Source organism: Sphingobium sp. RSMS, assembly GCF_005406185.4.
In the GTDB taxonomy this organism is placed as follows: Bacteria; Pseudomonadota; Alphaproteobacteria; order Sphingomonadales; family Sphingomonadaceae; genus Sphingobium; species Sphingobium fuliginis.
The window spans coordinates 1,569,323-1,591,984 of sequence record NZ_CM191257.1; the positions used below are offsets into that span (position 1 = coordinate 1,569,323).

At 62.1% G+C, this 22,662-nt stretch carries 21 protein-coding genes and 1 tRNA gene; 12 read left to right on the forward strand and 10 right to left on the reverse strand.

The window, feature by feature from the left end; all coding sequences use genetic code 11:
- The first annotated feature begins 1 nt into the window (after position 1).
- Together EGM87_RS07260 and EGM87_RS07265 are read left to right on the forward strand one after the other, a co-directional pair.
- Complete coding sequence (locus EGM87_RS07260; RefSeq protein ID WP_044662433.1) at positions 2–1,156, forward strand: acyl-CoA dehydrogenase family protein; 1,155 nt, start codon at positions 2–4, stop codon at positions 1,154–1,156.
- A 25-nt stretch (positions 1,157–1,181) separates the two neighbouring features.
- Complete coding sequence (locus EGM87_RS07265) at positions 1,182–2,378, forward strand: acetyl-CoA C-acetyltransferase (RefSeq protein WP_044662434.1); 1,197 nt, start codon at positions 1,182–1,184, stop codon at positions 2,376–2,378.
- A 71-nt stretch (positions 2,379–2,449) separates the two neighbouring features.
- Here the strand turns inward: EGM87_RS07265 and EGM87_RS07270 are convergent, their stop codons facing one another.
- Positions 2,450–3,211, reverse strand: coding sequence for a competence/damage-inducible protein A (locus EGM87_RS07270; RefSeq protein WP_025548830.1), 762 nt, complete (start codon positions 3,209–3,211; stop codon positions 2,450–2,452).
- Between the two features lie 80 nt (positions 3,212–3,291).
- Between EGM87_RS07270 and map the strand changes: the two genes are divergently transcribed.
- The 4 genes from map (at position 3,292) to EGM87_RS07290 (ending at position 7,560) form a co-directional block, all read left to right on the forward strand.
- Entirely contained in the window at positions 3,292–4,122 is an 831-nt protein-coding gene (gene map, locus EGM87_RS07275) for a type I methionyl aminopeptidase (protein WP_025548831.1), read from the forward strand.
- A 242-nt stretch (positions 4,123–4,364) separates the two neighbouring features.
- Positions 4,365–4,703: a P-II family nitrogen regulator gene (locus EGM87_RS07280; RefSeq protein WP_007685085.1), complete on the forward strand. Its 339-nt coding sequence runs from the start codon at positions 4,365–4,367 to the stop codon at positions 4,701–4,703.
- A 96-nt stretch (positions 4,704–4,799) separates the two neighbouring features.
- The gene (gene glnA, locus EGM87_RS07285; protein WP_025548834.1) at positions 4,800–6,212 is read left to right on the forward strand and encodes a type I glutamate--ammonia ligase; all 1,413 of its coding nucleotides are present in this window, start codon (positions 4,800–4,802) and stop codon (positions 6,210–6,212) included.
- Between the two features lie 295 nt (positions 6,213–6,507).
- Positions 6,508–7,560 carry an NAD(P)H-dependent flavin oxidoreductase gene (locus tag EGM87_RS07290; RefSeq protein WP_044662435.1) on the forward strand — a complete coding sequence of 351 codons (1,053 nt, stop codon included), beginning with the start codon at positions 6,508–6,510 and terminating at the stop codon, positions 7,558–7,560.
- On the opposite strand, the gene EGM87_RS07295 is transcribed toward EGM87_RS07290, so the two are convergent.
- Together EGM87_RS07295 and EGM87_RS07300 are read right to left on the reverse strand one after the other, a co-directional pair.
- Positions 7,557–8,210, reverse strand: a complete 654-nt coding sequence (locus EGM87_RS07295; protein ID WP_044662436.1) for a histidine phosphotransferase family protein — start codon at positions 8,208–8,210, stop codon at positions 7,557–7,559. The two genes, EGM87_RS07290 and EGM87_RS07295, sit on opposite strands and share 4 nt — an antisense overlap.
- Positions 8,211–8,291: 81 nt before the next feature.
- Entirely contained in the window at positions 8,292–8,693 is a 402-nt protein-coding gene (locus EGM87_RS07300) for a M67 family metallopeptidase (protein ID WP_044662437.1), read from the reverse strand.
- Positions 8,694–8,710: 17 nt separating this feature from the next.
- Here EGM87_RS07300 and EGM87_RS07305 point away from each other — a divergent pair, with 17 nt between their 5' ends.
- The 3 genes from EGM87_RS07305 (at position 8,711) to mtgA (ending at position 11,565) form a co-directional block, all read left to right on the forward strand.
- On the forward strand, positions 8,711–9,676 hold the full coding sequence (locus EGM87_RS07305) for an RluA family pseudouridine synthase (RefSeq protein ID WP_044662438.1): 966 nt from the start codon (positions 8,711–8,713) through the stop codon (positions 9,674–9,676).
- A gap of 75 nt (positions 9,677–9,751) precedes the next feature.
- Positions 9,752–10,666: an RNA polymerase sigma factor RpoH gene (gene rpoH, locus EGM87_RS07310; RefSeq protein ID WP_044662439.1), complete on the forward strand. Its 915-nt coding sequence runs from the start codon at positions 9,752–9,754 to the stop codon at positions 10,664–10,666.
- A gap of 203 nt (positions 10,667–10,869) precedes the next feature.
- Positions 10,870–11,565, forward strand: coding sequence for a monofunctional biosynthetic peptidoglycan transglycosylase (mtgA, locus tag EGM87_RS07315; RefSeq protein WP_044662440.1), 696 nt, complete (start codon positions 10,870–10,872; stop codon positions 11,563–11,565).
- 48 nt (positions 11,566–11,613) lie between these two features.
- Here the strand turns inward: mtgA and EGM87_RS07320 are convergent, their stop codons facing one another.
- From EGM87_RS07320 to EGM87_RS07345, 6 genes are all read right to left on the reverse strand, one after another.
- Positions 11,614–14,100 (reverse strand): TonB-dependent receptor, encoded by a 2,487-nt coding sequence (locus EGM87_RS07320; protein ID WP_044662441.1) that lies wholly within the window; start codon positions 14,098–14,100, stop codon positions 11,614–11,616.
- Between the two features lie 364 nt (positions 14,101–14,464).
- On the reverse strand, positions 14,465–15,733 hold the full coding sequence (gene clpX, locus EGM87_RS07325) for an ATP-dependent Clp protease ATP-binding subunit ClpX (RefSeq protein WP_007685071.1): 1,269 nt from the start codon (positions 15,731–15,733) through the stop codon (positions 14,465–14,467).
- A 135-nt stretch (positions 15,734–15,868) separates the two neighbouring features.
- A complete protein-coding gene (gene clpP / locus EGM87_RS07330; RefSeq protein WP_007685070.1) occupies positions 15,869–16,504 on the reverse strand; it encodes an ATP-dependent Clp endopeptidase proteolytic subunit ClpP in 636 nt (211 codons plus the stop codon).
- A 113-nt stretch (positions 16,505–16,617) separates the two neighbouring features.
- Positions 16,618–17,595 carry a glycosyltransferase family 2 protein gene (locus EGM87_RS07335; RefSeq protein WP_044662442.1) on the reverse strand — a complete coding sequence of 326 codons (978 nt, stop codon included), beginning with the start codon at positions 17,593–17,595 and terminating at the stop codon, positions 16,618–16,620.
- 247 nt (positions 17,596–17,842) lie between these two features.
- Positions 17,843–19,456 (reverse strand): trigger factor, encoded by a 1,614-nt coding sequence (tig, locus tag EGM87_RS07340; protein ID WP_044662443.1) that lies wholly within the window; start codon positions 19,454–19,456, stop codon positions 17,843–17,845.
- 69 nt (positions 19,457–19,525) lie between these two features.
- Positions 19,526–19,610: transfer RNA gene (locus tag EGM87_RS07345), tRNA-Leu, on the reverse strand.
- Positions 19,611–19,755: 145 nt separating this feature from the next.
- Here EGM87_RS07345 and EGM87_RS07350 point away from each other — a divergent pair.
- From EGM87_RS07350 to EGM87_RS07360, 3 genes are all read left to right on the forward strand, one after another.
- Entirely contained in the window at positions 19,756–19,947 is a 192-nt protein-coding gene (locus EGM87_RS07350; protein WP_044662444.1) for a hypothetical protein, read from the forward strand.
- A 146-nt stretch (positions 19,948–20,093) separates the two neighbouring features.
- A complete protein-coding gene (locus tag EGM87_RS07355; RefSeq protein ID WP_048575718.1) occupies positions 20,094–20,699 on the forward strand; it encodes a sigma-70 family RNA polymerase sigma factor in 606 nt (201 codons plus the stop codon).
- Positions 20,617–21,642, forward strand: a complete 1,026-nt coding sequence (locus EGM87_RS07360; RefSeq protein WP_044662446.1) for a FecR family protein — start codon at positions 20,617–20,619, stop codon at positions 21,640–21,642. The genes EGM87_RS07355 and EGM87_RS07360 overlap by 83 nt, the downstream gene beginning before the upstream one ends.
- A 168-nt stretch (positions 21,643–21,810) precedes the next feature.
- Here the strand turns inward: EGM87_RS07360 and EGM87_RS07365 are convergent, their stop codons facing one another.
- Entirely contained in the window at positions 21,811–22,509 is a 699-nt protein-coding gene (locus tag EGM87_RS07365; protein WP_044663167.1) for an NAD-dependent deacylase, read from the reverse strand.
- Positions 22,510–22,662 lie beyond the last annotated feature (153 nt).

Here is a 22,662-nt window from a genome sequence, read left to right on the forward strand (position 1 = left end):
GATGGACGCCGAGACGTTCGACCTGTTCCGCACCACCGTCCAGCGCTTCGTCGCGGAAAAGCTGATCCCCGCCGAAGATGCGGTCGAGGAGGCCGACGCCGTCCCCGAAAGCATCATCCAGCAGATGCGCGACATGGGCCTGTTCGGCCTTTCCGTGCCGGAGGAATTTGGCGGCCTTGGCTGCACCATGGCGGAGGAAGCGGCGATCATCCGGGAGATCACCCGCGCCTCGGTCGTGTTCCGCTCCGTCATCGGCACCACGGTCGGCATCGGCAGCCAGGGCATCGTCATGGACGGCACCGAGGAGCAGAAGCGCGAATGGCTGCCCAAATTCGCGACCGGCGAAGCCATCGCCAGCTTCGGCCTGACAGAGCCGGAGGCGGGTTCCGACGCGGGTTCGCTGCGCACGGTCGCGATCAGGGACGGCGACAATTACCGCATCAGCGGCACCAAGCGCTACATCACCAATGCCCCCCGCGCGAGCGTCTTCACGCTGATGGCGCGCACGGAGCCCGATGTGAAGGGCGCGGCGGGCATCTCCGCCTTCATCCTGCCCGCCAGCACGCCCGGCATCAGCTTCGGCAAGCCCGAAAAGAAAATGGGGCAGAAGGGGTCGATCACCACGGACGTCATCCTGGACGATGTGGTCGTGCCAGCGAGCGCCATCATCGGCGGCGTTCCCGGGCGCGGCTTCAAGACCGCGATGAAGGTGCTGGATCGCGGACGCATCCATATCGCGGCCGTCTCGCTCGGCATGTGCCAGCGGCTGATCGACATGGCGCTCTCCTATGCGCTGGAGCGCAAGCAGTTCGGCCAGCGCATCGCCGACTTCCAGCTTGTCCAGGGCATGCTGGCCGACATGAAGGTCGACATGCTGACCACCGAAGCGCTGATGCAGTCGGTCGCGGCGCAGTTCGACGCGGGCGAGCCCGTCAGCCTGGAATGCGCCGCGCTCAAATATCATGCATCTGAAGCTGTGGGCCGGATCGCGGACCGCGCCGTGCAAATCTATGGCGGCGCCGGCTATATGGCCGAATATAAGGTGGAGCGCTTCTATCGCGATGTCCGTCTGCTGCGCATCTATGAAGGCACCAGCCAGATCCAGCAGACCATCATCGCCAGGCAGATGATCCGCCAGGCCGAATCCGCCCGCTGATTTTTCATCCGAAGGACTTATCCCCATGCGCAGAGCCGCCATCGTCGCCCCCATCCGCACCGCCGTCGGCAAATATGGCGGGTCGCTCAAGTCGATGACGGCGGGCGATCTGGGCGCCATCATCATCAAGGCGCTGGTGGATCGCACCAGGATCGACCCCGAGCGGATCGACGACGTGGTGTTCAGCCAGGGCTATGGCAATGGCGAGGCGCCCTGCATCGGCCGCTGGTCGGCGCTGGCGGCGGGGCTGCCCGAATCCATTCCCGGCGTGCAGCTCGACCGGCGCTGCGGCTCCGGACTTCAGGCGGTGATCGACGCCGCCATGCGTATCCAGACCGGCGCCGCGGACATGGTGATCGCGGGCGGCGTGGAAAGCATGTCGAACGTCGAATATTATTCGATCGATCATCGCTGGGGCGCCCGGTCCGGCTCGACCCAGTTCCACGACCGCCTGACGCGGGGCCGGGTGATGTCCCAGCCGATCGAACGCTATGGCATCATCAGCGGCATGATCGAGACGGCGAACAATCTCGCCAGGGATTATGACATCTCGCGGGAAGCCTGCGACGAATATGCCGCGATGAGCCACCAGCGCGCCGCCGCCGCATGGGAAGCGGGCAAGTTCGACGACGAACTGGTTCCCGTCCCAGTGCCGCAGCGCAAGGGCGAGCCCCTGATGTTCGTGAAGGATGAGGGCATCCGCGCCGACGCCACGCCGGAATCGCTGGCCCTGCTGAAGCCCATCGAGAAGGACGGCGTCGTCACCGCCGGCAATGCCAGCCAGCAGAATGACGCGGCGGCGGCCTGCCTCGTGGTGGCGGAAGACAAGCTCAGCGAACTCGGCCTGGCGCCCATGGGCTATCTGCATAGCTGGTCGGCGGCGGGCTGCGACCCCTCGCGCATGGGCATCGGGCCGGTTCCGGCGGTCGAACGGCTGTTCGCACGCACCGGCCTCGGGTGGAAAGACATCGATCTGGTCGAACTCAACGAAGCCTTCGCGCCACAGGTGCTCGCCTGCCTCAAGGGCTGGAACTGGGACGACCGGGACAAGCTGAACGTCAATGGCTCGGGCATTTCGCTGGGCCATCCCATCGGGGCTACGGGCGGACGGATTCTCGCCAATCTGCTGCGGGAATTGCAGCGACGCGATGGACGCTATGGACTGGAGACGATGTGCATTGGCGGCGGCCAGGGTCTGGCCGCCATATTCGAGCGAGCCTGACAAAGGAGCATGGCCGCCCAAGGGGGAGCGTCAATGTCCGCTCCCCATCCGAAGCACCTATGGGGCGCGGCTCAAATTCCCCCGGCCACCACCGGCCAGCCGCCCTGCTCCAACCCGGCGCTCAAGTCCGCCACGCACCGATCCAGCCCTTCCGCGTCGACTGAGCGGATCACGAAATTAGCGCCCGTCCTCCCCTCGCGGAAGAAGGGATAGCTGCCGATCTGGCAACCCTCATGCGCCCGTTCCGTCGCGCCGAGAAGGTCGGCGATCTCGCTTTCCGCCACCCAGCAACCGATGGTGGCGGACAGCACCGGCAGCCCCCCCTCCAGCTTCCCCGTCAGGCTATCCAGCATCCCGGCGGTGATATGCGGCACGCCGGCCATGATGAAGATATTGCCATGCCGAATGCCCGGAGCGCCCGACATGCGATTTTCGATCAGGCTTGATCCGGCAGGTGCGCGGGCCATGCGCAGACGCGCCTCGGTCAAGCCTCCGCGCGTTTCATAATAGGCCGACAGCATCGCCTGCGCCTCGGGGTGGATTTCAACGTCGACGCCCAGCGCCGCGGCGATGGCGTCCACGGTAATATCGTCGTGGGTCGGCCCGATGCCGCCGGTCGTGAACAGATAATCGTTGCGTGCGCGAAGCGCATTCACCGCTTCCACGATCGCGTCGCTGTCATCGGCGACCACCCGCACTTCGCGCAGGCGGATGCCCTGCACATTCAGCCATGTCGCAATCTGCGACACATTCTTGTCCTGGGTCCTGCCCGAGAGAATCTCGTCGCCGATCACGATCAGCGCTGCGGTCCATATGCGGGTCGGGTCGGCCATAGGCTGGCCATAGCTTCTGCCGCGCGCCCTGCCTAGCCGCCCTCTCGCATTATGCGGCATCCCCGCCTATAATCACGTCCATGACCGAATATATGACGATGACGGCGGACGCGCCGATTTCCCGCTCGACCGCGATCAAGCTCTATGACGCGGCCGGTTTCGAAGGCATGCGCAAGGCCGGGCGGCTGGCCGCGGAGATACTGGACGCGCTGGTGCCCCACGTCGTGCCGGGCGTCACGACCGGAGAGCTGGACGACATCGTCCGCCGCATGACGCTGGACGGCGGCGGCGTGCCCGCGACTTTGGGCTATCGCGGCTACACCCATAGCTGTTGCATCTCGCTCAACAATGTCATCTGCCACGGCATTCCCGGCGATCAGAAGCTGAAGGAAGGCGACATATTGAATATCGATGTGACGCCGCTGGTCGATGGCTGGCACGGCGACAGCAGCCGTATGTATATTTGCGGCGAAGCCCCGATCAAAGCGCGGCGCCTGGTCGAAGTCACCTATGAATGCCTGATGCTGGGTATTGAGCAGGCTAAGCCCGGCAATATGCTGGGCGACATCGGCCATGCCATCCAGCGCCATGCGGAAAAGCACCGCTATGGCGTCGTGCGCGATTTCTGCGGCCACGGCCTGGGCCGCGTGTTCCATGACAGCCCGGAGGTGGTCCATGTCGGCCGCCCCGGCACCGGCCCGGAACTCAAGCCCGGCATGTTCTTCACCATCGAACCGATGATCAATATCGGCAAGCCGGGCGTGAAGATGCTGGAGGATGGCTGGACGGCGGTCACGCGCGACCGTACCCTGTCCGCGCAGTTCGAACACAGCATCGGCATCACTGAAACCGGTTGCGAGATATTCACCAGGAGCCCTGCGGGTCTCGACGCGCCGCCCTATCAGCGTTGATCATATCAGCCATGCCTAAAAAATGGGCAGCACATCATGATATTGCCCGAAATCCGGGCAATATGGACAAAAGTTGCTGCATCGCAGAAAGCAGTTTCCAGCGATTCGCTATTTGGCACGGTAATTGATTAGGAAGAGAGGCGGCTCTTGCCTTCGGGGGGCATGACGGTCGTCGCTCGATCAGGACGAAGGGCGGGATCATACCCGCCACTTGGCGCGCGTTTGAGTTGGGATATCTAGAGATGAAGAAGATCGAAGCGATCATCAAACCGTTCAAGCTCGACGAAGTGAAGGAAGCGCTGCACGAAGTAGGCGTGTCGGGCATCACCGTCACCGAAGCCAAGGGTTTCGGCCGCCAGAAGGGCCATACGGAACTTTATCGCGGCGCCGAATATGTGGTGGATTTCCTGCCCAAGGTGAAGCTGGAGGTCGTGGTGGACGATTCGCTCGCCGAACGGGTGGTGGAAGCGATCTCTGCCGCGGCGCAGACCGGCCGCATTGGCGACGGCAAGATCTTCATTTCCAATATCGAGGGTGCGGTGCGCATCCGCACCGGCGAGCGCGACAGCGACGCCATCTGATTTTCACCAAACTTCTCGCCGGCTTCAGCGGTCTGGCGGCTGACCACATCAACTTACCCCTTCGGGGGGGTATCATGAAAGAAGGGCAAGGTTCACATGGCTAACACGCCTAAAGACATCCTGAAGATGATCGAGGAAAAGGAGATCGAATGGGTCGATGTCCGTTTCACCGATCCCAAGGGCAAGTGGCAGCACCTGACCATGGTGTCTTCGGTGCTGGGCGAGGATGAACTGACCCAGGGCCTGATGTTCGACGGTTCGTCGATCGAAGGCTGGAAGGCGATCAACGAGTCGGACATGATCCTGAAGCCCGACCTGGACGCCGTCTATGTCGATCCGTTCAGCGCCACGCCGATGCTCATCATCTTCTGCGACATCGTGGAACCCGACACCGGCGAACTCTACAGCCGCGACCCGCGTTCGACCGCGAAGCGCGCCGAAGCCTTCGTCAAGTCGGCCGGTTTCGGCGACACCGTCTATGTCGGCCCGGAAGCCGAATTCTTCATGTTCGACGATGTCCGCTTCAACTCGGACTATAATGAATCCTTCTTCAAGATCGACGATGTCGAGTTGCCGACGAACACCGGCAAGGAATATGAAGGCGGCAACCTTGCCCACCGTCCGCGCGCCAAGGGCGGCTATTTCCCCGTCGCGCCGGTCGATCCCTGCACCGACATCCGCGCCGAGATGGTGTCGACCATGCTGGAAATGGGCCTGCCCTGCGACAAGCACCACCATGAAGTGGCCGCTGCCCAGCACGAACTCGGCCTGACCTTCGGTACGCTGGTCCAGACCGCCGACCGCATGCAGATTTACAAATATGTCGTGCAGATGGTCGCCCAGGCCTATGGCAAGACGGCGACCTTCATGCCGAAGCCGATCGCGCAGGACAACGGTTCCGGCATGCACACCCACATGTCGATCTGGGAAGGCGGCAAGCCGCTCTTCGCGGGCGAAGGCTATGCCGGTCTTTCGGAAACCTGCCTCTACTTCATCGGCGGCGTCATCAAGCACGCCAAGGCCCTGAATGCCTTCACCAACCCGACCACCAACAGCTACAAGCGTCTGGTGCCCGGCTTCGAAGCCCCGGTTCTGCTGGCCTATTCGGCCCGCAACCGCTCGGCCTCCTGCCGTATTCCCTACGGCGCGGGCGCCAAGGCGAAGCGCGTCGAATTCCGCTTCCCCGACGCGATGGCCAACCCCTATCTGTGCTATTCGGCGCTGCTGATGGCCGGCCTTGACGGCATCGAGAACAAGATTCATCCCGGCGCCGCGATGGACAAGAACCTGTACGACCTGCCGCCGGAAGAACTGAGCCAGGTGCCGACCGTTTGCGGTTCGCTGCGTGAAGCGCTGAACTCGCTGGCCGCCGACTACGACTTCCTGCTGAAGGGCGACGTGTTCACCAAGGACCAGATCGAGGCCTATCTCGAACTGAAGTGGCCCGAAGTGTACCGCTGGGAAATGGCTCCCTCGCCGGTGGAATTCGACATGTACTACAGCGCCTGATCCATTCGGGACTGTTGAAAAAGGGGCTCGGTCGCACAGGCGACCGGGCCCTTTTCATTTGGGATGTGGACGGAATCAGAACGCCATTATCCGATCCAACCGGGCCATGCTCCTCCGAAGGCCGACGCACAGCTCAAACGGTGTTCAAGCGCCGGACAGGGCCCTCATGAGCCACTTGCCTCATTCCGCTGCCTTTGCAGAAGCATGATGCGCTTGATGGCGACAATTAGCGAATTCAGCTTCAGCCCAGATCCGCCCATTGCCCGCCCGCCGCAAAACTCCGACAATCGATCCCATGTCGATCATCGAATCGCTGGGCCTGTCCCATCCCATCATCCAGGCGCCGATGGCCGGTGTCTCTACGCCCGCCATGGCGGCAGCCGTCTCCAATGCAGGAGCGCTTGGCTCCATTGCCGTGGGCGCCACCGACGCGGCGGGTGCCCGCGCCATGATAGAAGCCGTCCGCGCCCAGACCAGCGGTCCCTTCAACGTCAACCTTTTCACCCATCGGCCCGCGCGCAGCGACCCCGTCAGGGAAGGGGCCTGGCTCGCTGCACTGACGCCACTGTTCCAGGCCTATGATGCCCAGCCTCCGACCGGCCTGCGCGAAATCTACCGCAGCTTCGTGGAGGACGACGCAATGCTCGCCACCTTGGTCGAACTTGCGCCGCCGGTCGTCAGCTTCCATTTCGGATTGCCCGATCCAACCAGCATCGCAGCGCTCAAGCGAGCCGGATGCCTCCTCCTCGCAACCGCCACCAGTCCGGCCGAAGCGCGGGCTGCGCGGGAAGCAGGAATCGACGCCATAGTCGCACAGGGATATGAGGCAGGAGGCCATCGAGGCGCCTTTAATCCCGAAGCGCCTGACGACCAGCTCGGCACCTTCGCCCTCACTCGCCTGCTTGCAGTCCAATGCGACCTGCCCGTGATCGCAGCGGGCGGCATCATGGACGGGCAAGGCATTCGTGCCGCACTCGCCCTCGGCGCGGTCGCAGCACAACTGGGCACAACCTTCATCGCCTGCACGGAAAGCAGCGCCGACGCAGCCTATCGCGCCGCCCTCACGAGCCCCGCTGCCCATCACACCGCGATGACCCGCGCCATTTCAGGTCGCCTGGCCCGCTGCCTTGCCAATCGCTTCACCGCCTGGGGCGCCGAGGCAGCATTGCAGCCGCCCGCCTACCCCATCGCCTATGATGCGGGCAAAGCGCTGAACGCCGCGGCAAAAGCCAAGGGCGAAGGCGGCTTTGGCGCGCAATGGGCCGGCCAGGGTGCACCGCTGGCTCGCGCCCTGCCCGCCGCCGAGCTGATCAGCCTTCTGGCGAGGGAAATGCAGGAAAGCGCTTAGCGCGCGTCGGGAATGGACGCCCCGAACAGCAGGATCGGCTCGCCAGCAGGCGACAGCGCAATCTCCCCGCCGACGCTCGTCACCAGGGTGCGCACCATCCAAGCCGCCGACGTGCGCGAAGCCAGCCCCTCCGGCGGCAAAGTCCCCGCCAGCGCGGCCCGCAGGTCGGGATCAAGCACCAGTTTCGGCCCTTCCGCCCGCACGACGATCTCCGTCACGCCCGGCCGCTTTTCCGCCCCGATGTCGAGCTGGCCGCCCCGCACGAGCGCATCGCCCGCGATCAGCGCCAGGTTCAGCAACACCTTCACCGGCAGCTTTTCCAGCATGTCGTCCTCGACCAGCCAGCCGATCTTCACCCGGCCCGAAGCCGCGAACATACCCTCGATCGCGACCCGCGCCTCATGCGTCGGCACGGCATCGCCAAAGCCGCCCGCCGAACCGAAGGCCAGGCGGAAGAATTTCAGCTTGTTCGCAGAGGTCTTCGCGCTGTCCGCCAGCAGGTCCAGACAACGCTGCCGCATTTCCGGGTCCGTTTCGTCCGCCATCAGCTCGAGCCCGTTGTTGAGCGCGCCGACCGGGCTCAAAAGGTCATGACAAAGGCGCGAGCAGAGCAGGCTGGCAAAATCGATGCTGTCGATCGGATTGGTCATGAAGGTTCGCTGCCGCCGGAGAAATGAACAGGAAGGAATGAACGGCTAATGCGCTGCCCTGCATCGCGATGCAACCCTCACTCACATGATGTCGAGCAAAGCCTCGACAAATTGCACCTGTCCGTCTCTCCCCGCCTTGGCAAGCCACAGGCGGGCCGCGCCGCCCCCGACGATCAGCCAGAGGCTGCCGTCGGGCGTCGCGCAGGCCGCGTCGGTTTCGGATGGCACCGCCTGACCGCCCGGATGCGAATGATAATGGCCGACGATCGCCGCCCCGCCCGCCCGCGCCGCGCGATGGGCGGCGATCAGTTCGACCGGGTCCAGTTCGAAATGCCGCGCCGGATCGCCGGCGACATTGGCGGCGGGCCGAACCGCCTCGATCCGGCCCGTCTTCCCCAGCAGCAGCCCGCAGACCTCATGCCTGTGCGCCGCCGCTTCGGACATGATTTGTTCCAGTAGCCCTCTTGAAATCCCAACCCTCATTCCTACATTCCTACCCAATGGGTTCGGGGGTTTCCATCATTGAAGCGACAATCGGTGAGGCGCAGGCTGGCATGCGGCTAGACAAGGCGCTTGCCGAGCTGGTTCCCGATCTTTCGCGCGAGCGGCTGAAGGCGCTGATCGTCGAGGGCCAAGTGACGGAAGACCCGGGCAAGGGGGGTGCGCGATCTCCCAATCCTTCCATGAAGGTCGCCGCGGGACAGGCTTTCGCCATCGCCCTTCCGCCACCCGTCGAAGCCGAGGCCGTGGCGCAGGACATCCCGCTGGTCGTGGTGTATGAAGACGCAGACCTGATCGTCATCGACAAGCCGGCGGGCCTGGTCGTCCACCCGGCGGCGGGCAATCTGGACGGCACGCTTGTCAACGCGCTGCTCCATCATTGCCAGGGCCAGCTTTCCGGCATCGGCGGGGTGGCGCGGCCAGGCATCGTCCATCGCATCGACAAGGATACTTCGGGGCTGTTGGTCGTTGCCAAATCCGACCGCGCGCATGAAGGGCTCGCGCAGCAGTTCAAGGCACATTCGATCGATCGGCTCTACGCCGCGATCGTCTATGGCGTGCCGCAGCCGGCGACGGGCACCATCGACACATGGATCGGCCGGTCCGACGCCGATCGAAAGAAGATGGCGGTTCATCGGGAAGGGCGCGGCAAACATGCCGTGACGCATTACCGGACGATGGAAAGGCTGCGCAGCGCGGCCATGGTTGAATGCAGGCTGGAAACCGGACGAACCCATCAGGTCCGCGTCCATATGGCGCATCTGGGACACCCCTTGATCGGCGACCCGGTTTACGGTAGAGAGAGAAAAGGTTTCAAATCGATACTGGAAACGCTGGGTTTCGAAAGGCAGGCATTGCACGCGAAAAGGCTGGGGTTCATACATCCGTTAACGGGTGAGGCGCTCAGCTTCGACAGCAAACTCCCTGTCGATATGCAGGAACTGTTAAGCGAGCTTCACGTATAGTTTTGGACAAGTTTGCGACGGCGCCTTGGACGCCTCTTCTGGGTCCCGCCGCGCATGAAAGGGAAAGGTGACGACATGGCTGATAAAAGCAATGTCCCCGCGGTTCCGGCGCTGGGCGGTGAAGCCAGCCTCAACCGCTATCTGTCGGAAATCCGCAAATTTCCGATTCTGACGCCCGAGCAGGAATATATGCTCGCGAAGCGCTATGCCGAGCATGCGGATTCCGAGGCCGCTGCCCAGCTCGTGACCTCGCATCTGCGTCTCGTGGCGAAGATCGCCATGGGCTATCGCGGCTATGGCCTGCCGGTCAGCGAGCTGATCAGCGAAGGCAATATCGGCTTGATGCAGGGCGTGAAGAAGTTCGAGCCGGATCGCGGCTTCCGTCTGGCGACCTATGCCATGTGGTGGATTCGCGCATCAATCCAGGAATTCATCCTGCGGTCCTGGAGCCTCGTGAAGATGGGCACCACCGCTGCGCAGAAGAAGCTGTTCTTCAACCTGCGCCGGATGAAGAACAATATCGAAGCGTTCGAAGATGGAGACCTACACCCCGACGACGTCAGGAAGATCGCGACCGATCTGGGCGTTACGGAGGAGGATGTCATCTCCATGAACCGCCGCATGGCGATGGGCGGCGACACGTCGCTCAACGTGCCGATGCGCGAGGATGGCGAGGGCCAATGGCAGGATTGGTTGGCTGACACCGATCCGCTCCAGGACGAACGCGTCGCCGACCGGCAGGAGAGCGAACTGCGCCACGACATGCTGGTGGAGGCGATGGACGACCTCAACGATCGGGAGAAGCATATCCTGGCCGAACGGCGCCTGGCGGAGGAACCCAAGACGCTCGAGGAACTCTCGCAGGTCTATGGCGTCAGCCGCGAGCGCGTCCGCCAGATCGAGGTCCGCGCTTTCGAGAAGCTGCAAAAGGCGATGATGCGGATTGCAGGCGACAAGCTGGGCAAAATCTCCCGCCTCGCCGCTGTCTGACCGGATGGCAAAACGCAAAGGAGCCCCGGAGTGAAATCCGGGGCTTTTTTTCGCTTACCCACTCAATAATCATTCGTGATCCGCGCGAAACCGGGATCTCAGGCAGCAAAAGTGCACCTGGCGTCATGAGCCCGGCTTTCGTCGGCACGAAGAGTGGCCTTCTCCCATCTTGAACCGCCCGGCATCCGCGCTACCACGGCAGTATGAACGCCAAGTCCGCTTTCCCTCGCCGCCGCTCCCGCTGGATCGGGATCATCCTCAAGATCATCGGTGGTTTCCTTGCCCTCTCTCTGTTGATGGTGGTGATTTATCGCTTCGTGCCGCCGCCCGTGACATGGACGATGTTGCTGGACCACAACGGCATCACCAAGGATTGGATGAGCCTGGACAAGATGGACCCGGACATGGCGCGCGCCGCCATCGCTGCGGAGGATAGCCGCTTTTGCAGCCATCATGGCTTCGACGCCGTCGCCATCGCTCAGGCCATGCGGCACAATGCGAGCGGCGGCCGCATCCGCGGCGGATCGACCATCAGCCAGCAGACCGCAAAGAATGTTTTCCTGTTCCAGGGCGGCGGTTTCGTCCGCAAGGGGCTGGAGGCCTGGTTCACGCTCCTGATCGAAGCGATCTGGGGCAAGCGCCGGATCATGGAGGTGTATCTGAATGTCGCGGAAACCGGCATCGGCACTTATGGCGCGCAGGCTGGCGCGATCCGCTATTTCCACCACGGCGCCCAGCGACTGACCCGTGCAGAGGCCGCCCGCATCGCCGCAGTCCTGCCTCTTCCCAAGAAGCGCGAAGCCATCGACCCCCATGGCTTCACCCGCCGCTATGGCAACAGCATCACCGCCCGCATCGGTATTGTCCAGCGCGACGGGCTGGATAGCTGCCTGAAATGAAAAGGGCGCGGATCTCTCCGCGCCCTTTCTTCCATAAGGTACCAAACCTTAGAAGCTGACGACCAGCGATCCCACGAAGGTCCGCGGCGCGCCAATCTGCGCGAAGGTGATGCTCGTATTCGACAGGGTGCCATCGAAACCGCCCACATAGAGCTTGTCGAACACATTGGTCACGTTCAACTGAACCGCGACGCCGGGCGCACCGAATTTCTCCAACGAATAGCGCGCGTCGAGATCGACGAGCGTATAGCCGGGCGCCTTGGCACCATAGACCTGCGCTCCGTTCTGGAATACCGGCAGGTTCTGGTCGTTCACATAACGTGAGCCGGTGCGCTTCGCCTGAACACCCAGACGAACTCCTTCGATCTCGCCCTGAATGCGGCCGCCAAGCGTATAGATGGGAGCACCCGATTCACGCTTCCCCGAGGTTTGCGCCTGGGTGGTCGCCGTCAGTTCGACATCATCCTTGATCTTCGACTTTAGGTAGGAACCGAAGACATAGAACATCAGCTCCGGCATCGGCTGATATGTAATGCTGCCATCTATGCCATATTTATCGACACGACCCAGGTTGCGATAGATGGTGGTGTCCAGATCGCGATCATAAGCCGATGCGAGGCGATCCTTATAGATCGTGTACCAACCCGACAGCTGCGCCTGTAGCGTAGCCGTCCGATAACGAATGCCAAGGTCGAAATTGTCCGTTGTTTCAGGCGAAGGATTGGCGTTGGGATTTGCCGGATCGTAATAGAAGGACTGATAGAGGTTGTCGGTCCCCGGGACCTGGAGGCCCTTTGAATAGTTGCCGAAAATGTCCAGCGCCTGGTTGGCGTTGAAAACGAAACCAGCGTTCGGCAGCAGTTTGTCATATTTGAAGATGCGCTGCTGCGGTCCCTGCACTGTTGGGTTCGCAACCGCATAGGCAGCCTCGATCGACGATCCCGGCTCGAAACAGCGAAGGTTGCCCGACGCACTCTGAGTGAAGCAGTAGTTGTTAAGGTCGCGCTTGAAGAAAGGCGCCCGCAACCCGACATTGACAGTGAAGGCATTGAATTTGCCGCGATATTCACCCGAAACCTGATGCAGGATGGCATAGGACAAGCGATTGCGCTTCTCCACCGCCGCACCGTTTACGTCCTTGATCGGATGATTGACGGGAAAAGGTTCGGCGCCGAAGCCGATCGTCTGAAGATAGCCCGCTTCGCCGGTCTGCCGATGCCGGCCACGATCATAGCTGTAGGCCACGCGCAACGTGTTGTTGTCATCCAGATCGTAGCGCAGCGAAGCGATCAACCCATAGCGATGGGTCTGCGTCTGGCTGGGCGAATGAACACGAACGGTGTCGCGCATATCACCATCGCCATTCAGGTCGCGCCCGAAATAATATTGGGTTGAGCTCGACGAACCCTGAATGAAGCCGACCGCGCCTGCAATGCCCGAGCTTGCCGGGGTAAGACCTTCAGAAGCGATGCTGGTACCGCCGCCGTTCGCCTTTGTATATTGGTAGCTGGGATCGACGGTAAGGATCAGTCCGTCCGCCAACGTAAAGCGTGAATTGATGCGGATGTTGCCTGTATTGGACGGGTTGTATCGATACTCATAATCGGAACCACAGGAACTGGCGGTATCGACTGCACCAGTAACTCCGGCCGGAATGGTACAACGAGCGGTTTCGTAAAAGCTTTCATCCTTCGTGATTGGAAAACGGTTGGCGCTCGCGCTGCCAGCCACTCGCCCGCCGTCTACCCGCAAGGGAACTGAGCCAAAAAAATTGTTCCGATTTTCATTATAGTGCCCGGCGAGGGAGATGAAGTCGCCATTGCTGCCGATCGGCTGGTAAATTTTGGCGTTATATTGCTGCTTGTCGATTTCACCTATACCGCCGTAGATGGCATTGTTTGTCGCACGGCTGGCAGAAACGAATGCACGAGTGCCCCACGGCGTGAGATTGCCCGTCTGAACCATGCCAAACAGACGAAAGAAGCTGAAATCCCCAACGGAAGCGACCATCTTCGCGCCAAAATCTTCGCTTGGCGTGATCGAACGGTAATTTACCGTTGAACCGCTGGCAGCAGCCGTTGGGCTGTCCACATCGGTAGAACCTAAGTTCACGTTCACTTGGTCGATGATTTCAGGATCGAGCTGCTGGTTCGAATAGATCGAGTAACCGCCCGTGTCGTTGAGGGGAAGACCGTCGAAGGTTTGGGAAATACGGCTGTCGTCGAAGCCGCGGATTGTCATGGTGCCGCCAGCAGAACCAAAGGGATCGTTATTCTGGAAGCTAACGCCCGGAAGCTGGTTGATCACCTCGTTGATCGACTGGCCGGGTGTCTGGGCTTGGATGAACTCAGCGCCGAGCACGGCCTTGGCCTTGCTGGTATCAGGTACGATTACGCCGCCTAGGCCCTTGTCAACACTAGCGCCAGTCACAACGATTTCATTTTCAAAGTCGATCGACCCCGTCGACTGCGCAAACGCGGCAATGGGCGCAGCCACGGCGACAAGCGCAGCGCTACACATAAGAAGCTGTTTCATCTGATTTTTGTCCCTTTGAAAGTTTGGCGCGTCGCGCCTGCTTTATTTTGCTCTGTGGAGCTGGCGCCGCCTGTGGCGGCCGATGGCGACGGCCCTGTGATGCTCTGATTGCAATTTTACTACAATATAACAGCATTCACGTGACGGCCGCGCATGCAGCATGGACAATGCTTACAAGGGACGTTGCAAGATGATATCAAGCTATTGATTTATATAGACTTATCGAGCTCTCGAAGCAGCTATTTGACAGTGGTGCAATTTTGCAACGCAGCAAGAATTTTTACCGAGCCAATATTAAGACGCGAAAAAGGCCAGCGAAACTCGCTGGCCTCTCCCTGATTTAAGCTGTTGCAGCGCGCGAAAGTCAGGCCGCGTCTTCGGCCCGCTTGTCCTTTTCGCTGAACACGCGAATCGGCTCCTTGCTGCCGGCGACCACATCCTTGTCGACCACCACTTCTCCCACGCCCTCCATCGAAGGCAGGTCGAACATGGTGTCGAGCAGGATGGCCTCCAGGATCGAGCGAAGCCCGCGCGCGCCCGTCTTCCGCTCGATGGCCTTCTTGGCAATGGCGGTCAGGGCATCGTCGGTGAAGCTGAGTTCGACATTCTCCATGTCGAACAGCTTGGCATATTGCTTCACCAGTGCGTTCTTCGGCTCAACCAGGATCTTGACCAGCGCAGCCACGTCCAGATCTTCCAGCGTCGCTATCACCGGCAGACGGCCGACGAACTCAGGAATGAGCCCGAATTTCAGCAGATCCTCCGGCTCGCTCTGGCGCAGCAGTTCGCCGGTCTTTCGCTCCTCGGGCGCGGCGACATGAGCACCGAAGCCGATCGACTTGGCCTCCAGACGGTCGCCGATGATCTTTTCCAGGCCTGCGAACGCGCCACCGCAGATGAAAAGGATGTTGGTCGTATCGACCTGGAGGAACTCCTGCTGCGGATGCTTGCGCCCGCCCTGCGGCGGAACCGAAGCCGTCGTACCTTCCATCAGCTTCAGAAGCGCCTGCTGCACGCCCTCACCCGACACGTCGCGCGTGATCGACGGATTTTCGGCCTTGCGGCTGATCTTGTCGATCTCGTCGATATAGACGATGCCGCGCTGCGCCTTCTCGACATTATAGTCCGACGCCTGGAGCAGCTTGAGGATGATGTTCTCCACATCCTCGCCCACATAACCCGCCTCGGTCAGCGTGGTCGCGTCGGCCATGGTGAAGGGCACGTCGAACGTCTTGGCCAGCGTCTGCGCCAGCAGCGTCTTGCCGCAGCCGGTCGGACCGACCAGCAGGATGTTGGACTTGGCCAGTTCCACCTCGCCCGGCTTGGTGCCGTGGTTGAGGCGCTTGTAATGGTTGTGGACGGCAACCGACAGGACGCGCTTCGCCCGGTTCTGGCCGATCACATAATCGTCCAGCACATCGCAGATTTCCTGCGGGGTCGGCACGCCGCCATCCTTCTTGCCGACGAGACCGCCCTTGGTCTCCTCCCGGATGATGTCGTTGCACAGTTCCACGCACTCGTCGCAGATGAACACGGTCGGCCCCGCGATCAGCTTACGCACCTCATGCTGCGACTTGCCGCAGAAGGAGCAGTAAAGCGTGCTTTTAGAATCGGAGCCCGTAAGCTTAGTCATTCGCCAATCTCTCTTCCCTCTTTTGAGGCGAACAGCCGCCCCATGCCGAGGGATATTCTGGTCCTAGGATCATCCTAGACCGCGACGCGCCCGTTTCACAAGGGGAGAAAAGGGCGCGTGCGGTAAACATAGGTTTTAGCCCTCGGGGGTTTCCGCCATGGCCGGCCGGCGGTCGAACACTTCGTCGACCAGACCGAAGGCCTTGGCTTCCTCCGCCTCCAGGAAGGTATCGCGGTCCATGGCACGCTCCACTTCCTCCAGCGAACGCCCGGTATATTGGACGTAGAGGTTGTTGAGGCGGCTGCGGATGCGCAGGATTTCCTTGGCCTGGATTTCGATGTCCGACGCCATGCCCTGCGCGCCGCCCGATGGCTGGTGCACCATGATGCGCGCGTTGCTGAGCGCGATGCGCTTGCCCGGCTCGCCCGCCGCGAGCAGGAAGCTGCCCATGGAGGCCGCCTGGCCGATGCACACGGTGCCCACCTGTGGACGGATATATTTCATCGTATCGTGGATCGCCATGCCGGACGTCACCACCCCGCCGGGCGAGTTGATGTACATCCAGATGTCCTTCTTCGGATTTTCCGACTCAAGGAACAGCAACTGGGCGACGATCAGCGAGGCCATATGATCCTCGACCTGGCCGGTGACGAAGATGATCCGCTCCCGCAGCAGGCGCGAATAGATGTCGAAGCTGCGCTCGCCCCGGTTCGACTGTTCGATGACGATAGGGACCAGAGCGGCCATGGGATCGGACATGATATCGGTCATTTTGCTCTTTCAGGGTGTGTTGCTTTTGCCCGTTCTCTACATCGGCACAAAAAGCGGACTGTTCAAGGGGTCGCGTGAAACGCGGTCTGTTTGCCCGGCCGAACGGGGCGCAATCAGTCGCGCCGGGCGAAGTCGGATGGCGCCTTGAAGGCGAGATAGGCAAGCCGGCGAACCTCCCGCCGCCCGCGCACCACGGTGTCCAATATAAGGCCGCACATGCCCGAAAGCGTGGCGAGGATCATGAGGCCCGTCACCAATATGGCGGTCGGAAAGCGCGGCACAAGCCCCGTTTTCATATAGGTGAGGATCAGCGGCGCCGCCAGGACCAGTCCCGTCAATGCCAGCAGGGCAGCGATGATGCCGAAGAAGAGGATCGGCCGTTCGATGCGATAAAGGGTGATGATCGTCCGCAGGATGCGCCAGCCGTCGCGATAGGTGCTGAGCTTGCTGACCGATCCTTCCGGCCGCGCGCCATAGGCGGTGACCACCTCCGACACGGGCATGGCGAGTTCCAGCGCGTGGACGCTGATCTCCGTCTCGATCTCGAACCCGGCGGAAAGGACGGGGAAGCTCTTGACGAACCGTCGGGAGAAGACACGGTATCCGGAGAGTATGTCCGTGAAGCTGCGTCCGAACAGCCGCTTGAGCAGGCTGGTCAGCGCCCAATTGCCGAAGCGATGCCCGCGCCGATAGGCCTCCTCAATCTCGCTCCGCCTTGCGCCCACGACCATGTCGAGATTGTCTTCCAGCATTGCCGCCACCATCTTTGGAGCGGCCGCAGCCTCATAGGTCGCATCGCCATCCGCCATGATGTAGATGTCGGCATCCACGTCCGCGAACATGCGGCGCACCACATGACCCTTGCCCTGCTGCGCCACGCGGCGGACGATTGCCCCAGCCCCAGCTGCCAGTTCGCGGCTGCCGTCCGTGCTGTTGTTGTCGAACACGTAAATTTCGGCGGAGGGGAGCGCCCGGCGGAAATCCCCCACCGTCCGAACGATCGCGCCGGCCTCATTATAGCAGGGCAGGATGACGGCGATCCTCGGCGTGGCAACGCCCTCCCCGCTTTCCACTGCCGGAAATTCCTTCATCGACCTGAAACCTTTTTAGCGCCGCCGCATCACCTCGGAAACACGGCATGTTCCTGCGAAGGCAGGACCCAAATTCAAACGGCGGGACTGGAATCCTGCCTTGGCAGGAGTTCGACTCCCCCGATCCTGCCCCCTCTCGACATGAACGGACCTCATTAACATTTCGTCTGCCATGCCGCGCCCGAAATGAAAAGCGCCCGGGCTTCCTTGCGAAGCCGGGCGCTTGTCCAGTCAGACCGAAAAGGCCTTATTCAGCCTTGGCGGCAGCCTTCTTGGCCGGAGCTTTCTTGGCCTTGGGCTTCTCCTCGGCAGCGGCTTCCTCAGCCACGGCCTCATCCTTCTTGGCGGCGGCCTTCTTGGCCGGAGCCTTCTTGGCTGGGGCCTCTTCGGCGGAAGCCTCGGCCGGAGCCGCTTCCTCGGCCTCGGCAGCCTTCTTCTTCGGCGCAGCCTTCTTCGCCTTGGGCTTTTCGTCATGATCATGGTCATGATCATGGCCACAGCCCGGACCATGGACGTGCGGCTTCAGATCGCCGTCCTCAGCCTCGATCGCGGCTTCCAGCTCTTCCCGGCTGACGGCCCGGTCGGTGATCTCCGCCTTCTCGAACAGGAAGTCCACCACCTTGTCCTCATAGAGCGGCGCACGGAGCTGCGCGGCCGCCATCGGGTCCTGACGCACATATTGCACGAAGCGCTCGCGGTCCTGCGGGCTGTACTGCTGGGCTGCCTGCATGATCAGGCGGTTCATTTCCTGATCGCTGACGACAACGCCATTGGCCTGGCCGATTTCCGAAAGCAGCAGGCCCAGGCGGACGCGGCGCACGGCGATGGCGCGATAGTCTTCCTTCTCCGCTTCCATCTCCTTGAGGGCCGCTTCGGGGTCTTCCTCATGGCTGGCTTCGTGCTGGAGCTGCGCCCAGATCTGGTTGAACTCGGCCTCGACCATGCTCGGCGGCACGTCGAAATCGTGGGCAGCGGCGAGCTGGTCGAGCAGCTTGCGCTTCATATGGGTGCGGGTCAGGCCATTATGTTCCTGCTCGATCTGGCCCTTCAGCAGTTCCTTGAGCTTGTCCAGACCCTCCAGGCCCAGCGACTTGGCGAAATCATCGTCCAGCTTGGGCTTGTCGGCATTCAGGATCGCCTTGACGGTGATGTCGAAGGTCGCTTCCTTGCCGGCGAGGTGCGCCGCGCCATAATCTTCCGGGAAGGTCACGGTGATGGTCTTCTCGTCACCCTTCTTGACGCCGGCAAGCTGCTCCTCGAAGCCCGGGATGAACTGGCCCGAGCCGATCTTGAGCTTCACGTCCTCGGCCGAACCGCCCTCAAAGGCCTCGCCGTCGATCTTGCCGACGAAATCGATGGTCAGCGTATCGCCGTCCTTCGCCTTGTGGCTGGCGGCATGCTCTTCCAGCGCGCCCTGCTGGGTCGCGATGCGGCCGGCGGCTTCATCCACCTGCGCATCAGCCACCTCGACGGTCAGACGCTCCAGCTTCAGCCCTTCGATGCTCGGCGCCGCGATCTCGGGCAGCACTTCCAGCTCGACCTTCACCTCGGCGTCCTTGCCGAATTCGAAGGCCTCGTCCAGCTCGACCGAAGGCTGCATCGCGGGGCGCAGCTTCTGGTCAGCGATCAGCTTCTGGATGCTGTCCTGGATCGAGCTGTTGAGCGCATCGCGCTGCAGCGATTCGCCATGCATCTTCTTGACGAGGTTGGCGGGCACCTTGCCGGGGCGGAAGCCGGGCATGCGGACCTGCGGCGCGATGGCGGCCACTTCCTTTTCCACGCGGGCGTCGATGTCCTTCGACGTGATGGTCACGGTGTAGGCGCGCTTCAGGCCCTCGTTCAACGTCTCGACAGTCTGCATCTCTTCTCTCAAACGCTTTCTAAAGCTGAATTTCGTTGGCGCCTGCGCATCCTATAGAGTCTGGCGCACTGGTGCGGGCGAAGGGACTCGAACCCCCACATCTTGCGATACCAGAACCTAAATCTGGCGCGTCTACCAATTTCGCCACGCCCGCATCGGTCGCCGGTCGGCGCGGCATAGAGAAAAGCGACCCATGAAGCAAGGCCCAGAGGTCCAGCCTGTGGATAACCGGTGGATAAGTCCGAACGGAACCCATCCGCCCGGCCGGGCGTAACCCCTCATATCAAGGAGAGACAGCCATGGCCACCCACCCCGACCCGGCGCCCGACGGCGTGCCGCCCCCCGACAGGATCGACCCTCAATCGCCGCCGGAAACCCCTGCACCCCTCACGCCCGACGAAACCCCCGCCGGCGAGCCGCCGGAAATCGTGCCCAATGGTCCCGATTTCGACCAGCCGGACAGCGCGCCGCCCGAACTCCCTCCCGTCTGATCGACATTTTGGTCACAGACCGTGGGTTTTCCACAGAAACGGGAAATAATGCCTGCGCAATCGCTGGACAGGCCCCTGCATCCATGATTGAACTATGACAAACAGATGAATTCGGGAGAGGCGCGGCTGACAGCAAGGGGGTCATCGTGCACAGGGTTCGCGCTAAGCTGGAATGGTTCAAGACAGTGATCCTACCACAGGAAGCTGCTCTCAGAGGGCGCCTCCGGAGGATCCTGCCTGCCAATCAGGAACTGGAAGACATGGTCGCGGAGGTACTCGCCCGCGCCTATGCCACTGAAAATTGGGAAAATGTGACGACCGGTCGGGCTTATCTCTTCACCATAGCCCGCAATCTGGTGATCGACACCGCACGCCGTAACAAGGTGGTGAGTTTCGAAACCATTGCCGACCTGGAACTGCTGCAGGGCGAAAATAATGTGGAGGCTCAGCTTCACGCCCGCGAGGCCCTGCGACAGGTCGAGACGATCGTCGATTCGCTTCCGACACAATGCCGCCGGGTCTTCATTCTCCGCCGTATCCATGAAAAATCCATGCTGGAAATAGCGGAGGAAATGTCCCTGTCCGTTTCTACAGTTGAAAAACATCTGGCCAAAGCGATCGCAATAGTTATGCGGGCCTGGGCGGAACGTGAGGAAACGGATTTCGAACGTGCAGGCGTCGGGACCAGATTCGGGCTACGAAAGCAGGGACAAGATCGAGGCGGAAGCCGCGCGCCTGCTGGCAAGGCTTAATGGCGATCCTCGTCCCGAGGTCGAAGCGGAAATCTGTCGCTGGGTCGAAGCCGATCCCCGTCATGCCGTAGCGTTCGCGCGGGCCGAAGCCGCTTGGGAAGCGGCCGAACGGCTGAAGAGCGCGGCCGCCGAAGTCAACCTGCCCCCGCTGGAAGCCATCGTCAGCGAGGAGCAGCAGCGCCGCCTGTCGCGCAACATCATGATCGCCGCCGCCGTTGCGGTGATGCTGTTCATCGTCGCTGCCATCGTCACGGTCCGCACCTTCAGCGGCGTCGACCATTATGAAACGCGGATCGGCCAGATCAGCGACATCGCGCTGGACGACGGCTCGACCCTGCATCTCAACAGCGACAGCGCCGCCGAGGTCCGCTTCACCGATCATGGCCGCAAGGTCCGCATCCTGAAGGGCGAAGCCTCTTTCGACGTCGCCCACGACCGCTCCCGCCCCTTCGACGTAGAGGCCCGCTCCGCCGTCATCCGCGCCGTCGGCACCGCCTTCAACGTGCGGTTGCGCCCTTCATTGGTCGAACTGACCGTCACGCAGGGCACCGTCACGGTGCATTCCGGCAACGATCTGGCCCAGCAGATCAGCGCCGGCAGCGGCGCCGTCATCCAGCCGCGCAGCGTGTCGCTCACCCATCTCGACTCGCGCCTCATCGGCCAGCGGACCGCCTGGCGCGAACAGATGGTGGAACTGGACGGAGAGACCATCGAACAGGCCGCGAGCGAGTTCAACCGCTACCGTGCGGCGCCGATCCTGATCGGGGACACCCGGGTCTCATCGCTCCGCATCGGCGGCCGCTTCCGTATCACCGACAGCAAGGAATTCCTCTCCGCCCTGCAACTCAGCCTGCCCATCCGGGTGGTCGCCGGACAGGACGGCTCGGTCATGCTGCTCTATCAGGATGAACCGGAGCCAGCGGACAACGCCGCCGGCGAATAGGAGCGGGAAGCAAAACACTCCCCCTCATCCCCAGGCATTATCGCCATGGTCCCCGACCTCTCACCCCGTCATCCGGGCGAACGCCGGGATCTCAGGCGAGATGGCACGAACGGACCGTAGAAGAATCCGCTTTCGGTCCGATGGCCATGCGAAACGGCCCGTTCCGGACTACCCCAATAATTCGCGCACCAATTCCGGCACCAGGATACTCGCCGCCCCAATACGGCTTTCCTCGAAATAGAAGCTGCCCGCCGATGGCTCCAGATTCAACTCCAGCGTCCGGGCGCCCACATGGCGCGCGGTCTGCACGAATCCCGCCGCCGGATACACCGCCCCGGAAGTGCCCACCGAAACGAACAGGTCGGACCGCCGCAAGGCATCGTCGATCAGATTCATCCGATAGGGCATCTCCCCGAAGAAAACGATGTCGGGGCGCAGGGCCGGACGCCCGCACCCGTCGCAGGCCGAGCCGGGGGGCAGAGCCGGCGTCCATGGCACCGCCTTGCCGCAAGCCGCACAGAGCGCCGACCGCAACTCGCCATGCATGTGAACCAGCCGCTTCGCCCCGGCCCGCTCGTGCAGATCGTCCACATTCTGCGTGACGATCAGCAGCTCGCCCGGCCATGCCGCATCCAGCGCCGCCAGCGCCTCATGCGCGGCATTGGGCTTCACCTCATCCAGCCTGGCCCGCCGCTCGTCATAGAAGCGATGCACCAGCGCGGCATTCCGCGCCAGAGCTTCGGGCGTGCACACATCCTCGACCCGATGCCCCTCCCACAGGCCATCGGGCCCGCGAAAGGTGGCAAGGCCGCTTTCCGCCGAAATTCCCGCACCGGTCAGGATCACGATATTGCGAATGTCGTCCATCTCTTCTTCCGGCGCCATGGTTGCATGTCATGGCTATGCCGCATTCGGGATCATCCGGACATCGTTTTTGCAGAACGGATCATTGGCTTGGCCCAACCAGCCATTTATCGTCCATTTCCGTACCGCGGGGATGACAAGCCCGGCCCGTTCTGG

What these genes read in the sequence shown, in the direction of transcription:
- map (WP_025548831.1), top strand. Translation starts at nt 3,292, where the DNA reads ATGACCGAATATATGACGATGACGGCGGACGCGCCGATTTCCCGCTCG.
- EGM87_RS07295 (WP_044662436.1), bottom strand. Translation starts at nt 8,210, where the DNA reads ATGACCAATCCGATCGACAGCATCGATTTTGCCAGCCTGCTCTGCTCG.
- mtgA (WP_044662440.1), top strand. Translation starts at nt 10,870, where the DNA reads ATGAACGCCAAGTCCGCTTTCCCTCGCCGCCGCTCCCGCTGGATCGGG.
- EGM87_RS07280 (WP_007685085.1), top strand. Translation starts at nt 4,365, where the DNA reads ATGAAGAAGATCGAAGCGATCATCAAACCGTTCAAGCTCGACGAAGTG.
- glnA (WP_025548834.1), top strand. Translation starts at nt 4,800, where the DNA reads ATGGCTAACACGCCTAAAGACATCCTGAAGATGATCGAGGAAAAGGAG.
- clpX (WP_007685071.1), bottom strand. Translation starts at nt 15,733, where the DNA reads ATGACTAAGCTTACGGGCTCCGATTCTAAAAGCACGCTTTACTGCTCC.
- EGM87_RS07260 (WP_044662433.1), top strand. Translation starts at nt 2, where the DNA reads ATGGACGCCGAGACGTTCGACCTGTTCCGCACCACCGTCCAGCGCTTC.
- tig (WP_044662443.1), bottom strand. Translation starts at nt 19,456, where the DNA reads ATGCAGACTGTCGAGACGTTGAACGAGGGCCTGAAGCGCGCCTACACC.
- EGM87_RS07335 (WP_044662442.1), bottom strand. Translation starts at nt 17,595, where the DNA reads ATGAAGGAATTTCCGGCAGTGGAAAGCGGGGAGGGCGTTGCCACGCCG.
- EGM87_RS07290 (WP_044662435.1), top strand. Translation starts at nt 6,508, where the DNA reads ATGTCGATCATCGAATCGCTGGGCCTGTCCCATCCCATCATCCAGGCG.
- rpoH (WP_044662439.1), top strand. Translation starts at nt 9,752, where the DNA reads ATGGCTGATAAAAGCAATGTCCCCGCGGTTCCGGCGCTGGGCGGTGAA.
- EGM87_RS07300 (WP_044662437.1), bottom strand. Translation starts at nt 8,693, where the DNA reads ATGAGGGTTGGGATTTCAAGAGGGCTACTGGAACAAATCATGTCCGAA.
- clpP (WP_007685070.1), bottom strand. Translation starts at nt 16,504, where the DNA reads ATGACCGATATCATGTCCGATCCCATGGCCGCTCTGGTCCCTATCGTC.
- EGM87_RS07265 (WP_044662434.1), top strand. Translation starts at nt 1,182, where the DNA reads ATGCGCAGAGCCGCCATCGTCGCCCCCATCCGCACCGCCGTCGGCAAA.
- EGM87_RS07365 (WP_044663167.1), bottom strand. Translation starts at nt 22,509, where the DNA reads ATGGACGACATTCGCAATATCGTGATCCTGACCGGTGCGGGAATTTCG.
- EGM87_RS07350 (WP_044662444.1), top strand. Translation starts at nt 19,756, where the DNA reads ATGGCCACCCACCCCGACCCGGCGCCCGACGGCGTGCCGCCCCCCGAC.
- EGM87_RS07270 (WP_025548830.1), bottom strand. Translation starts at nt 3,211, where the DNA reads ATGGCCGACCCGACCCGCATATGGACCGCAGCGCTGATCGTGATCGGC.
- EGM87_RS07305 (WP_044662438.1), top strand. Translation starts at nt 8,711, where the DNA reads ATGGGTTCGGGGGTTTCCATCATTGAAGCGACAATCGGTGAGGCGCAG.
- EGM87_RS07320 (WP_044662441.1), bottom strand. Translation starts at nt 14,100, where the DNA reads ATGAAACAGCTTCTTATGTGTAGCGCTGCGCTTGTCGCCGTGGCTGCG.